Source organism: Avrilella dinanensis, from assembly GCF_002807015.1.
Taxonomy (GTDB): Bacteria; Bacteroidota; Bacteroidia; order Flavobacteriales; family Flavobacteriaceae; genus Flavobacterium; species Flavobacterium dinanensis.
The window spans coordinates 1,173,806-1,187,498 of sequence record NZ_NIPO01000001.1 but is presented as its reverse complement, the minus strand read 5'-3'; the positions used below and the strand labels follow the sequence as shown (position 1 = coordinate 1,187,498).

General features: G+C 33.1%; 14 protein-coding genes. All 14 read right to left on the bottom strand.

All coding sequences use genetic code 11. The annotated features are described in order from the left end of the window. Positions 1 to 210: 210 nt before the first annotated feature. The 14 genes from CDL10_RS05545 to CDL10_RS05480 all read right to left on the bottom strand — a co-directional run bounded on the left by CDL10_RS05545 (position 211) and on the right by CDL10_RS05480 (position 13,584). The gene (locus tag CDL10_RS05545) at positions 211 to 633 is read right to left on the bottom strand and encodes a GNAT family N-acetyltransferase (protein ID WP_207760142.1); all 423 of its coding nucleotides are present in this window, start codon (positions 631 to 633) and stop codon (positions 211 to 213) included. Positions 634 to 684: 51 nt separating this feature from the next. Then, positions 685 to 1,305, bottom strand: coding sequence for a histidine phosphatase family protein (locus tag CDL10_RS05540; protein ID WP_100677612.1), 621 nt, complete (start codon positions 1,303 to 1,305; stop codon positions 685 to 687). 172 nt (positions 1,306 to 1,477) lie between these two features. Next, the gene (locus tag CDL10_RS05535; RefSeq protein WP_100677611.1) at positions 1,478 to 2,266 is read right to left on the bottom strand and encodes an SDR family NAD(P)-dependent oxidoreductase; all 789 of its coding nucleotides are present in this window, start codon (positions 2,264 to 2,266) and stop codon (positions 1,478 to 1,480) included. 5 nt (positions 2,267 to 2,271) lie between these two features. Next, positions 2,272 to 2,853: a TetR/AcrR family transcriptional regulator gene (locus CDL10_RS05530; RefSeq protein WP_100677610.1), complete on the bottom strand. Its 582-nt coding sequence runs from the start codon at positions 2,851 to 2,853 to the stop codon at positions 2,272 to 2,274. Positions 2,854 to 3,236: 383 nt separating this feature from the next. Beyond that, entirely contained in the window at positions 3,237 to 3,455 is a 219-nt protein-coding gene (locus CDL10_RS05525) for a TfoX/Sxy family DNA transformation protein (RefSeq protein ID WP_100677609.1), read from the bottom strand. Further along, on the bottom strand, positions 3,455 to 3,835 hold the full coding sequence (locus tag CDL10_RS05520; protein ID WP_100678657.1) for a VOC family protein: 381 nt from the start codon (positions 3,833 to 3,835) through the stop codon (positions 3,455 to 3,457). The genes CDL10_RS05525 and CDL10_RS05520 overlap by 1 nt, the downstream gene beginning before the upstream one ends. A 137-nt stretch (positions 3,836 to 3,972) precedes the next feature. Beyond that, a complete protein-coding gene (locus CDL10_RS05515; protein WP_207760141.1) occupies positions 3,973 to 4,785 on the bottom strand; it encodes an AraC family transcriptional regulator in 813 nt (270 codons plus the stop codon). 222 nt (positions 4,786 to 5,007) lie between these two features. Then, positions 5,008 to 5,907 (bottom strand): hypothetical protein, encoded by a 900-nt coding sequence (locus CDL10_RS05510; protein ID WP_100677608.1) that lies wholly within the window; start codon positions 5,905 to 5,907, stop codon positions 5,008 to 5,010. Between the two features lie 294 nt (positions 5,908 to 6,201). Continuing rightward, the gene (locus CDL10_RS05505) at positions 6,202 to 7,098 is read right to left on the bottom strand and encodes a cyclase family protein (protein ID WP_100678655.1); all 897 of its coding nucleotides are present in this window, start codon (positions 7,096 to 7,098) and stop codon (positions 6,202 to 6,204) included. Between the two features lie 64 nt (positions 7,099 to 7,162). Beyond that, entirely contained in the window at positions 7,163 to 7,630 is a 468-nt protein-coding gene (locus CDL10_RS05500) for a GNAT family N-acetyltransferase (protein WP_100677607.1), read from the bottom strand. A gap of 163 nt (positions 7,631 to 7,793) precedes the next feature. Beyond that, a complete protein-coding gene (locus CDL10_RS05495; RefSeq protein WP_133119458.1) occupies positions 7,794 to 8,198 on the bottom strand; it encodes a VOC family protein in 405 nt (134 codons plus the stop codon). Between the two features lie 57 nt (positions 8,199 to 8,255). Then, positions 8,256 to 8,990, bottom strand: coding sequence for a helix-turn-helix domain-containing protein (locus tag CDL10_RS05490; RefSeq protein ID WP_100677605.1), 735 nt, complete (start codon positions 8,988 to 8,990; stop codon positions 8,256 to 8,258). Between the two features lie 382 nt (positions 8,991 to 9,372). Further along, the gene (locus CDL10_RS05485; protein WP_100677604.1) at positions 9,373 to 10,887 is read right to left on the bottom strand and encodes a coiled-coil domain-containing protein; all 1,515 of its coding nucleotides are present in this window, start codon (positions 10,885 to 10,887) and stop codon (positions 9,373 to 9,375) included. A gap of 186 nt (positions 10,888 to 11,073) precedes the next feature. Then, on the bottom strand, positions 11,074 to 13,584 hold the full coding sequence (locus CDL10_RS05480; RefSeq protein WP_207760140.1) for an N-6 DNA methylase: 2,511 nt from the start codon (positions 13,582 to 13,584) through the stop codon (positions 11,074 to 11,076). Positions 13,585 to 13,693 lie beyond the last annotated feature (109 nt).

Here is a 13,693-nt window from a genome sequence, read left to right as displayed (position 1 = left end):
GCTAATTGCCACTAACGTTTTGCAGCTTGGCGAAGTGGCGGATAAATTGGACGGAAAGTTCAATTTAGCAGTAACGTAGCCGATGTGTTTCCACAGAAGCTAAATTATTAAAAAAAGCTGAATGTGGAACACATTCGGCGGATAAATATGCAGAAACTTTCAACTTAGCCGTTACCCCGCCATTTTGCCAATGCGATGTTGTGTGCAGTTTTATTTTTTAGAATTATTCCATTGCATAACATATTCCTTCTCTAAAGTTGGTTGGTCTATTGATTCCGATAAGATTATGAAGTCTTTGGATTTATAAAAGCTTACACTTTTCTCATTTTTTTGGTAAACGTTTAATTTTAATTCCGTTCGCAAATTCTTAGCATAATTCAAAAGTAAAGTTCCAATTCCTTTTCCTTGTTGTTCTATATCTACAAAAATTGATGCAATATAATTTTCACTTAATGCAATAAATCCTAAAATATTATTAGTTTCCTCTGCTACATAAACTTCTGAATTTGGAAGATATTTTTTAATCATTAAAGACTTGTTATTTATCCAATAATCTTTTGGTATAAAATCGTGAGCTATTATAGATGTGTTTAGCCAAATGTCAGCTAAAAATAGAACATCTTTATCTTCCATTTTTCTAATTATTGTCATTATTTTTCTATTGTTTAGTTCTTAGTTTTTTTGTTAGTATGTTAAAAAAGAAGTATCGCTCAATCTTTTTATAATTCTTTTTCCGTGTGTTGTTTGACTTAAAAAAGAAACACCTCCACTAATTCCATATAAGTCAATTTTGTTGAGATTTTTCACGTCTAATTCAAGCCACATAATATTAAATACACTTAATGTGTCTCCGTGAGAAACAATAATAATATTTTCTTCATCATTATTTATTATTTCTTTGTAGAAAGGCAGAAGTCTTTGCCAAACATCAAATCTAGATTCAGCATCACTGAAACATTTGTCATAAATTGTCAGCTCTTCATTTTCAATGTTCTCTTTCAGCCATTTAACCGATTTTCCTATTGCTTTTCCTAAACTTCTTTCTTTTAGTGACTCTGTAAAAATTGGATTTAGATTAAGTTGTTCTGCAATAATTTCAGCAGTTTGTTTTGTCCTTTTGAGTGTTGATGAATAGATAGAAAACTTCTTATTTTCTATTTCTTTATTGAGATTAAAGGCAATATTTTTAGCTTGTTGAATTCCTTTTTTACTCAATTCCCAATCAGTCCAAGAACCAATCATTCCGTTTGTATGATGAATAGATTCAGGATGTTGAATTGTAATTATTGTTTTATTTTGGAACATTCTATTTTATCGGTTTTTCGCAAAATTGCACACAACGGCTCGGGGCTTTGCGTTCGGGCGGGATTTCGAAGCCGAAACGTTCAACTAATATACAAATTTCAATAGAAGTACAAAACTTGAATTTTGCACTTCAGCCCGCCTGACGCAAAACCCTTGTTAGCTGTAGTGCTTATTATATTTTCAGAACGCCACTATCGGCTCTCAAGCTTGCTCCGTTAGTCGCCAAAGATAATGGGCTTGCTACATAGGTTACTAAATTAGCAATTTCTTCTGATTTTATAAACCTTTGCAAAAGAATATGCGGATTGGTTTGTTGAATGATACCATTTTTCACATCTTCAACATTTAGATTCTGTGTTTGTGCAATAGCATCTACTACATTGGCAACACCATCTGAATAGGTTGGCCCACCTAAAATTGTATTTACAGTTACTTCTGTTCCTTTTGTCAGCTTTGATAAACCATTGCTTATGGCGGACATAGCTGCTTTTGTCATTCCGTAATGTATCATATTTTCAGGAATGTTTACACCAGATTCACTGCTGATAAAAATAATTCTGCCCCATTTTTTGTCCAGCATATTGGGTAGTAGTTTTCTCGCTAACCTAACACCACTCATTACATTGATTTCAAAAATATTGTACCAATCGTTATCCGTAATTTGTTGAAAATCTTTTATCTCAAATATACCAAGGTTATTTACTAAAATATCAAAATCTTCTATTTCCGATAATAGCTTTTGAACTTCTTCCGTTTTAGAAAAATCTGTTACCATTGCAGATACTTTTCCGTTTGGAAATTTTTGTTGCAGTTCTATTCTTACTAGTTCTGTTTTTTCTGCATTTCTTCCATTAATGGTTACATCAACACCTTCAGATAATAGTTGTTGAGCAATAGCATAACCAATGCCTTGAGTAGAACCACTAATAAATGCTTTTTTGTTTTCTAATTTTAAATCCATCTTTTTTAATTTATAATTGTTAATTGTAATTCTATCTGTTCTTTTAATATTTGTTGATTAGGATATATTCTACGCAAAGAGTTTATGCCGCACCAAAAAGTGATAAGGTATCTTGCTAATATTTGAGCTTTTACTTTTGTTTTTAGGTTGCCTTTTCTTTGTTCTTTTTCAATAGTTTGGGCAAAAAGTAGTTCTGTTTCTTTCAATATTTTTATTGCCTCATTTTCCAAATCTTCATCTATAAATGTCATTTCCACAAGTGTATTTGCTACAATACAACCCCTTAAATGTGTTTGTTTATCTGACTTTGATATTCCCAAAAAGAACCGTTTTATTAAATCTATGGGTTCCGTACTGGCTTCTATTTTTTGTTTGAACAGATTGAAGTCTTCTCTTCTTTGCTCAAGTGCTTTTAGGAATAATTCCTTTTTCCCACCTTTAAATTTATTGTAAAGGCTTCCTGCACCTGCACCAGTTGCATTACTCAAGTCGCTCAATGAAGTACCTGAAAATCCCTTTTCCCAAAATATTTTTTGAATATTGAGTATTAACTCTTTGTCGTAATAAATGCTTGGTCTTCCTTTCATGTTATTTTTGTAATAATCATTACAAAAATAGTCAAAAAAAATAATTATACAGTCATCTTAGAAGAAATATTTTTGGAGCGTCGTTTTCGAGCATTACAGCTAACGGCTCGGGGCTTCACGCAGGTTTCTCGCTTGCGTGAAACCCAAGTTCGAGGACAGTCCCGAAGGGCTGTGCTTGACGTGGGAAGCCCCGAGCCGTAGCGAGAGAAGCCCGAAGGGATTTCCTCGCTACGGTCTCGTGTATGAGCAGTAGCGGATTTGTACTCACTAAATTTTCAGAAAGCAAGATACCTAATTAAGCACAAAAACGGTTCAAGTTTGCACTTAAACCGCTATTGCTTATACACAATGTTGTGCATAGTGCTCTATTGTTCAATCAGTTCCTATTTTATTTCATTTCGTAGTTCTCGCCAATCCAAATCCAATAAAGCTCCTTGCAGAGAATAGAGATAATAACATTTTGGAATAGTCTTCTCAGGATATTTATCACATATTTTTTGATAAGCAATTTTTGGTGTCATTTCTGCCAAGTCAGCTAATGTGAAAACCCCAGTTTCATTGAGCTTTTTAGCAATGGTTATACCAATGTTTTTCGCTTTCATTATTCTACGGGTTTTGTGTAGGTTACAATGTCAATTCCAATTCCGTTTGGGTCTTTGATTGCAAAATGTCTGTCTCCCCAAGATTCGTCTCGAATTTCTATTTCTATTTGAACTCCTTTGTCTTTAAGCTCTTTGTAAACTTCATCCACATTTTCGACTTCAATTGTTAAGTAAACACCTTTTCCACTAAACGCTGATTGAAAAATAGGTTTTTGGCTTGGGTGGTTCGGTTGCAAAAAGCTGATTTCAGCAGAATTGTTTGGTGTGTGAAGTAAGAGATAAAACTCGTTTTCAAAACTTACTCCGAAGTCCAATACTTCTGTGTAGAATTTCTTTGTTTCCTGTAGTTTTTCGGTAATTATTCCTGCGTTAAGTTTCATTTTATTCGTTGTTTGTGCATTTGAAATTCCAAAGAGTAAAACAAATGCGGTTAATAATAATGCTTTCATTGTCAATGATTTTGTTGCTACAAATTTAGGTTGACAAGAAATCGAAGCATTGTAAAAAACGGACAAACTTAACGGAAGGCTTCAGAAGGTGTTACTCCATAATATGTTTTAAAGTTTTTAATAAAATGGGCTTGGTCAAAAAATCCAACATCAAAGTAGAGTTTATTTTCTTTAAGACTTTGTTTTGAGGGTTTTGCATTCAAAATGTGCTGAAACCGTACAACATTACTAAATGATTTGGCGGTAGTGCCAATATGGAAGTTAAAAATTCTACGAAGTTGCCGAGGACTTAAACCTGTATTCAAGTCTTTTTCAATATCTAAATATCCGTTTTTCTGAAAAATCAGGTTTAGTGAATCTAAAAAACGGTGGTCATAGTTAATAGCTGATTTTCTTGAAAATCCGATTATCTTTTCGTTTAGGATTTTTGTAATGGTTTCAAAAGAATCCGAAGGCTTAATTACTGATTTAATCCAATTGGAAAAGTTGGGTAGGATTTTGTTTAATTCTTGGGATTGATTACTCAAAGTTTTGGCATTGACATTGAACAAAAGAGGAAAGGCAGAAGGCAAAAACCGAACACCGATATAATCAAATTCTTTTCCAATCTGGAACTGAGTATACTTTCGGCAAAATCCCATCACAAAATTTTCAGTTGGCTGTTTATGATTAAAAAATATGTCGATACAACCATCAGATACCACTCGATAATCGTAATCTTGGTTTAGAGTTTTTTGTGTTTTAAGTTGCCAAAAGCAGTACACAAAATTCTCAATTTCTTTATTTGGCTGGATTTCTTGATAGATTATCCCATAATCGTTTCCCGAAACTGCTGGTTGAATCGGTTTGTAATATTCTCTTATAGTTTTCAGTTCATTCACTGCGTTTTTTTCGCATTATGCACAACGTTTCGGGGCTTGGCGTCAGTGGCGGAAATTGAAGCGAAAAGTTTCAATTTAGCGACACGGTAAGCAAAAGCCAATTTATTGAATAAATTTAAGAAAAAAGTCAATATAATTGGCTTTTTGCGGAATAGAAAGCCAAAACTTCAAATTTTGCCTTAACCCGCCATTGCACCAAACCCTTGTTATATGCCGTTTTTTTTATTTTTTGCCGCTTCTTTTTGTCATATCTGGAACTGCTTCTCCTGGTATTATTTGAGTAATGACTTTTACGTCTTTAATAAGTCTTTGAATTATTTTTGAAACGGGTTCTTTGGTTCTTGAACTTTCTTCAATTGCTTTTTGTATAATTTCTCCATCTATTGTTTGTCCTTCAGGAGCAATAATCATAGATTGTCTATTAAAAGGTGCTGTGTTTACATCGTCAGCTCTAACCATTAATTTTTCTATTTCTTCAAACAATTCTTCATTTTCAAGTATCCCAACACCAGCATTCATAGAACCTTGGTTTATTAATATTTGACCTTCCATTTGTTTTTGAAGTTCTATCATAAATAAATCTTCATCACTAAAAGGAATATGAAAATCATTGAATTTTAAAAATATTCTGTCATCTACTATCATTTGAATATGATAATGCGGTTCTGCACCAATTTTCGCATTTTGATGACCTTCCAAATCTGTATTACCAACAGAAAAAGCCCATTCAATATTTTTATATTTAAATGTGGATTCTAAGAAAGAAGTTGAAGAAGTTTCGTTTTTTAAATCGTTGATGTTCGTTAAAAAAACTTCACTATTTGCTAACCAACGAAAATAACTATCAAGTTTAAAAAAACCGATAGGTTTCTTTAAATATGATTCAAAATGTTTTTTTCTAATTCCTTTTGGATAAGTAAACCAATGAAAACAAGTTTTAGATTCTTCAAAAGAATCCATATCCCCACCACAGAGAAAACATTTACCAATTTTCAGATTTGAAATAAACTCTTGATGAATTCGTTTGTTTTCTTCATCTTGTTGTCTATTTTTTTCTTCGATTAAATCAGCCCCTAGATTGTTGAAAAAAGATTTTAAATCTTGGTCTTTATATTTATTCATACGGCTTGCTTTAAAATGGCATATAACGGCTCGGGGCTTCACGCAGGTTTCTCGCTTGCGTGAAACCCAAGTTCGAGGACAGTCCCGAAGGGCTGTGCTTGACGTGTGAAGCCCCGAGCCGTAGCGAGGGAAGCCCGAAGGGATTTCCTCGCTACGTCCGGCGGCTTTGCGTTCGGGCGGGAATAGAAGCACGAATGTTGAGCCTTGAACTGATGCCAAATTTATAACAAAAAGATGAGTTTTGCACTTCAGCCCGCCTGACGCGAAACCGCTTGTTAGCGGTTCGTTGTTTTTCTATATTGTTTTTGTCAGTTTAGCCATTGCTCTTACTGGAAATGTCCCAACGCCTTTAAATTTTGGCGGAATTGCACTAAAAGTAAAACCGTCTTTGGGTAATAAATAAAGGTTACAAAGATGTTCAACTATCAAGATTTCCGCTCCTAAAAGTATCGTATGAACAGGTCTTGTTTTGCCGAATGTACTGTCAATATTATGAGAGTCAATACCAACCAATTTAACACTACAACCTCTTAAATATTTGGCTGCTCCTTCCGTCAAATAAGGATGATTTTCATAATACTTTTCTGTGTTCCAATTGCTGTCCCAACCTGTATGAATTAATACAGCTCTGTTTCTAATTTCGTGATTTTTTAAATGTTTTTCTGTTATTTCCAATGTTTCCGAAAACGGAACGTTAATCACAATTGCATCGAGGTCTGTAAAACATTCCAATCCAACTTCTGAAAGGTCTTTCCCGTTTTCAAATCTATGAAACGGACAGTCAATGTAAGTTCCAGTATTTGTAACCATGTCAATTTTCCCGATTTGAAATTCAGTACCTTCTTCATAAAATTGTTTTGAGTTTTCCCGGCTCAAATAGTCGCAAATAATAGGTGCAGGCAATCCTTTATAAGTTACAAGTCCGTTTTCTATTGTATGGCTTAAATCAATCAATAAGTCATTTTCTATTTTCTCGTTGATTGGTTTTCTTTTATGAGGTTCAGTCAAAATTTCTTTGTTAAGAATTTTGGTTTGTCCTACCATAAGAAGCCTTAAGTCTTCTACAATATAGTCAGCAAGTTCTTTATCAGAAATATTGTCGCCCAAAATATCAAGTCGAAAATCTTCGCCTTTAATACTTCCTCCGTTTGTAAAATAAATTTCAAAATCAAATTTTACTCTTTTGTCCATTTGCCTTATTTTTTGTCTATAAATTTCGATTTTTGTAAATGGTCGGTTCGGGCAGTTGTTTTGTTCAGATTTTAAATTCATAAACGTTTAAAAGCCTACCTTTTATTTTACTCTCCTTACTTTGGATTATTTTTCCACCCATTTTGGAATAAAATCCGTCAGCATTGGGTTCTGAATAAACTCGCAACGTGTTGTAATTGTTGTTTTTAGCCATTCTTTTGATAAACTCAAAAGACTTTCTGCCATATTCTTTACCTGTGTTTCCTGATAGAAACCAAAAATGGTCTAGTTCAATAAACTCACCCTTAAGCACAAGAGAGAAAAAGCCTACGTAATTTTGATTGTCGAATATTTTAAAAACTTTGTTTTCTTCGATATAAGAGGCTGTTATTGTCAGTTCGTTTGTCCACAAACTCATTTGTTCATCTGTGTAATTCCAAATCTTCTTGGACTTAAAAGCTGTTTCGGTTAACAATTTTGAGTCATTTTGTATAGCTTGTTCAAATTGTAAAGATGAAGTGTTATATTTCATTTTTTGATGCTGTTATTATTCTTGTGTAGGGATTTGGTTTGTTGTTCTTGTAGAAATTCCGATTATGCTAAATCCGCCTGCCATATTTTTTATTTATTTTTCTTCTTGTAGCAAGGAGTGTGCTAAACTTACTTCCAACATTTCGTTTGTATCGTTTTGCCTGCTAACTATTTACATACAAATGCCACTGAATGCCATAGGTGTCATTTATAATACGCATTTTATCTCCTGTGTCTATTTCATTCGGGTCAAAAACTTCTTCCCCTCCAATTTTTAGCTTTTCAGCAATTTCGAGGTGCTCTTCAGGATTGTCAAAGCTAACGCTTAACCCTACAATATTGCCGTTAGTGTAAGTTTCGGAATCAAAACCGTCTGATGCAAAAAAATGTATGTTTTCAGCTTTAAATTCTGCGTGGGCAATCTTGTTTTTAAAGTCTTCGGAAACCTTGAAAGGGGTTTCAGAAAATCGTTGCAGAAACAGCACCTCTCCTTTGAAGCAGTCTTTGTAGAATGCCAAGGCTTCTTCTGTTCTTCCTTGTATGGTAAAATAGGGCAATAATGTTTTCATTTCTTCTTTTTCCTGCAAATTTCCAAAATTGGGTTATAGCAAAATTGAACGGAGTTGCTATTTTATGGATTTGCCCGGCGGCACACCAAAAGCGTTAAGATAAGTTCTGTTGAAATGAGGCTGGTCAGAAAATCCGCCCATATAGGCTGATGTTGTCAGGGTTTCCTTATCGGTTACTATTGCCTGTAATGATTTAATCAGCTTTTTGTGTAATACGTATTCTTTGAAACTTATTCCTGTTTCCTGTTTGAACAGATGAGAAAAACGATAAATGGATATATTGTTGATTGAAGCCAGTTCACTCAAATCTATTTGTTCTGAATTCCAAATTAAATCAATGGATTTTTTTATTCGCTCATCTATGAATCGTTGAGGTGTCTCTGTTGCAATTTGTTTGATAATGTTTTCTATTACTGTTTCTGTAAGTTTTTCGGAATTATCATTTGTATTGCACCATTGCATTAATATTTCCGCTATTTCTTTGGTTTGTTCGGTTACTAACTCCTCAAACTCCTTGTCTTTATTTAAAAGGGTTGACCCTAAAGAAAAAAAAGGTTCTATATGTACAAAAGCTATTAGTGTGTTTGGGTTATAGTTGTATTTTCTGTTCGTATTGGGTTGGGAAATCAGTCCTGATGTTGTGATTTTTTGGTTTTCACCTTCAAACTCAAATTTATCATTAAAAGACAAAGCAATAGTTATGGCCCTATGTTTGTGCAGTTTTGAGTTTTCAAGTTCACCTACATAGATACCGCCAATTTTTGAAAATCCTATTTTTATTTGCTTGTTCAAAATTGTATTCTCTCAATGTTTTCCTGTGGTTTTGTTCGTCAGTTGCCTGACCGCTAACGGCTCGGGGCTTCACGCAGGTTTCTCGCTTGCGTGAAACCCAAGTTCGAGGACAGTCCCGAAGGGCTGTGCTTGACGTGTGAAGCCCCGAGCCGTAGCGAGGGAAGCCCGAAGGGATTTCCTCGCTACGGAAAAAGTATTGGCGAAGTGCGGGCTTAATTTGAACGAAAGTTCAAGTTCAGACCAATCGTAGCCAATATTTTTTCAATGGAACTAAGTTAATTAAAAATGTGGAATTGGAAAATATTGGCGGCTAAAAAAGTAGAGTAGTTCAACTTAGAATTTAAACCCGCATTTTGCCAATACTATGTTAGCAGAAGTTGTATTATACGGTTTCTTCATCATCTTCTTCTAAATTGTCTTTATTGCTTGATAATAAAACTCTATCTATGCTTTTTTCAACTAATTCTGTAGCTTGCTCTAACTTCTTTTCAGATTTTTTTTCTAATAAAGTTGCAACTTTCTGCATTCCTGGAACTTTCTCTAATTTGCTAATTGTCTTTTCAAGCTTATTTGAATTTTCCAAAAGTTCCATTATTGGATGGTCAGATGAATTATAGTCAGAGATTAATTTACCAGGATTTTCGGAATACATCTGTAAGAAGTCTTGAAGTAATTTGTTCTTTAAGTCATTCGATATTTCATCGTCACCTAAATCTTGAATTTGTCTTGAAAGACCTTCAAAAGTCTTACTTAAAACCTCTTTATGAGTATATTCTTCAATCAACCTCTTAGATAGATTCATTTTTTTGCTTGAAGAAATTGATAACCATAATACAGGAACATATAGTGGTAAAATTGCGACTACAAGTTTTGGCATTCGATTTATCACAGTATCAATGTCAGTATTTGCTAATAATGTAACTAAACTTATAATGAAAGGAATTAGTGAAACTACAACCATTCCAATTATTCCATAAGAAAATTGTTTCTTATGTTTTTCATAGGAAATGTCTTCATCTTTTTTCTTACTCGAAAATGCATGAGATAATCCCGCAGTTAAAGCATTTGGAAGTAAACTTTCTATTTTCTTATTTAATGCGTTAAATTTTTCTTCCCATTCTTGTATTTGATTAAATATTTTATCACTATTAACTTGTAACAAATTGTTTACATTATCATTTGTTGTCGTTTCTAATTTTTGAAAATCATTAGCAAATTTTTGTGTTCTTTCTGTGAGATTATCTAATGATTCTTCTAGTTCCTGCTTAAGTCCTTCAACAAAAATTTCTTCATCAGTTTCTTCATCCTTAGTTCCATATCCTAAAATTTCATTGTAAAGAGTTTCAAGTTCAACTTTTCTATTTGTAATAGATTTAACGAGTTGTGCAGATTTACTTTCATTGTCTTTAATAGTAGAAATATTAGTTTCTAGCTCACTTATTTCATCTTCTAAATCAGGATGATTATTTACAGTTTCCTCATATAATTTTATGGATGATTGTATTAATTCAATTTTTTCTTGAAGTTCATTTAATAAATTATCAACTTCTTCTTTTTGTTCCCTAAATTCTGTGAATTCATTTTTCGACTCGTCATTTAAAGACATTATTGCAGTTTTTAGTTCAGTAATTTCGTTTTGCGAAACTTTAATCTGATCTAAGATACTTTTTGCTTCATCTAAAGTGTCATTGGCTTTATTTCTATACTCTGAAGTTTTTCTTGAAGCTTGTTGAGCTTCTTTTTCATATTCTGGAGTAGTTTTCGAAACTAAATCTACACTTTGTTTTAGATTTGTTATTGATGAATTTAATTGAGTTGAAAAATTTGAAAGCTTTGAATGGTTGTTTTCAAGATTTACAAGCCTTTCCCAAAGTTTTTTAATTTCGGAATTTGACATATTAAAGAACATTTCAATTTGGTTACTGAGTTTTTATACAATTTCTGCTAACGTTTTGCGTGTATGTGCAGTAGCGGATTAGAAGCACTTACCTGTCCGTTTAGCACAAAGTTTCTTAGAAGCACAGAACTTCGATTTACCACTTTACCCGCTATTGCCACATACACGCTGTTAGCGTTTCGTGCTTTATATTTTATTGATGTCATTCTTTTCAAAGTCAGACATTAAACTTCTGTGTATCTCAACAAAACCGTCAATATAATTTTGCGAAATATTCCAATAGTCATCTAATATTTTCTTGTATTTATCATGTATTGTTTTTTGTACATCTTCATTAGGCACAGGAATGTAAACGTATTCTATCATATCCTTTTCAGGAACTCTTGCTCTCGAAGAAGAAGAACCAGTACTTAATCGAACTAATTGACTTTTTACCGCTTTAGATTGAAGAATTGCACAAAGCACATACTTACTTGAAATATGTTCATTTGGCTTAAATTCAAGTACGTAAACTTCCTTTGAAACGACACCATTTGTAATGTTTTCAGGTACGATTGTTACCCTATTTTTTCTTGGATTTATCCTTGAATAAATTAAATCTCCGCCTTTAATTTTATGCATTGATGATTTAATTTGAGAGCCTTTCAAGTATCTTATATTTGAAATTGTGCCTGTATCTGGTGAAATATCAGGAATTTCAAGGTAGTAATACATTTTATCATCTTTAGGCGTGTGGGACACATTTTTAATGTCACATATTTCACTTAGAGGCACAAGATTATCAAATCTTTCATGGAGAGTTTCTCTGTCTATTGAGTTTAAAAGATATGAAGCATCTATTCGTTTTTCAGCAATAATATCTTGGTCAACCCATCCACATTCTCCACCACTTTCAGTTTCAAAAATACCTTCAAAATAGGATTGTGATTTTAATATAAATACGCTTAAATCGTTTGCCACTTTTGGTTTGTAACTTGTTTTACCAGTTTCGTATCCAACTTCTTTTGCGTTACCCAAAAATATTTTTGATGGCTTGTTTTTTTCGGGGTCGGACTTATCTTTTTTTCTCAGTCCAATAATTGTTGTTTTTGAAACAGATTTACCAAAAGGTATAAATGCTCCTTCAGGCAAACTAACAACAGTAACAATGAAACAATTTTCAAGAATATACTTCCTAAATTCCAAATAGGTTTGCACATTTAACAAACCTTCTGGTAAAACAATATATAGTTCGCCACCTTTTGAAGAATTTAATGCTTTAATACACTTTTCAGTAAACAGAATATCAAGCTCTTCGCTATCTTTTCCTAACCCCATTTCATAACGGGATAATACATCACTAAAGCCGTATTTAATTGTGAATGGAGGATTTGTTAGGATAACATCAAAACTATCATCAGGCAACTTGTCAGAGCGTAAAGTGTCTCCTTGATAGATATTATTGTAACCATCACCGTGCATAATTAAGTTAATCTTCGCTAAAACGTGTAAATCTTCATCCGCTTCATGACCCCATAATCCTTTTTCGATAAGTTCATTGAATTTCTTCTTTGTCTCAACTTCTGAAAAGGGGCTGTCTATTATTTTTTGATTGACATGATTAAAAGCTTGTATCAAGAAACCACCTGAGCCACAAGCAGGGTCTAAAATTTTATCTCCAATCTGTGGGTCTGAGAATTTGACAATATAATCCACGATTTCTCTTGGTGTAAAATATTGGTCAAAGTCTCCACGTAAGGTTGATTTTAGGAATATTTCATAAACAGCACCTTTTATATCGTCTCCTGTACCTAAAAATGACCAAGGTTCAAGATATTTTATTATCTCTACTATACTGTCGTTATCTGTGATTTTTAATTGTTCTTCAGCTTCACTATAAATTGAAGGGTAACTATTCTTTGCATCCTGAAAAAGTTTTTTAAAAATTTCTAATTCGGTAACACTTTCTGATTTAGACCATTTCGATATGTACTCACTTAAAAACCTATTCGGTTCTTCGTTTTTTGAACGTCTCTCTTCATTCATCTTCACAAGCAAAATCTTAGTCATTTCCTTGAAAGATTGGTCTGAACGAATTAAAGCTCTCTTCTCAATTACACCTTTACACTTATCTATAATCTTATATAATTCATCTTGACTATAAAGAGTTAATAAAACACTTTTAATTTCCCTTATTTCAATCTCCGAAAGTTCTCTTTTTCTTGTTTTGTTTACATCTCTAATTAGTTGCTTTTTACTTGGAATTTCACCACTTCTTTGACCAGTATATATGTTGGTTAAAACACAGTCAAGACCGTTTGTAGTTACCGCATAAACGGCTGGTGGAGTAGAGATTAATTTGGCGTAACTTGAGGATTGTAAAATCTCTTTTTCGGCTATTGATATCTTAGGACTCTTTACATCAATTATTAGTTGTATGTTACCATCAATGTAAATTTCAATGTCAGAACGAACCTTCGCTTTTTTAGTTCCTATTTGTACATCAATACTGTTCTCAAAACGCATTGTGTCAGATTCATAACCAAGACTTTTTAAGTATGGCAAAATGACATTGATTTTAACATCTTCTTCTGTCTTTATTTTTGTATTGAAGTCAGTAACATTCTCTAAAACCCAGCTTTTTAAATTCATTCTATTTCCTTTTATATATCGCAAAATTACGGTTTTATTTTTATTCTCGGTGTTGTCTTTTAGCATGAACGCTAACGTTTCGGCGCTTGGCGAAGGTGGCGATTCTTATCACTAAACTTCAAACGAAGCGCGAAATTCAAACTTACGAAAAAGTTTTATACGAAATACGAAACCG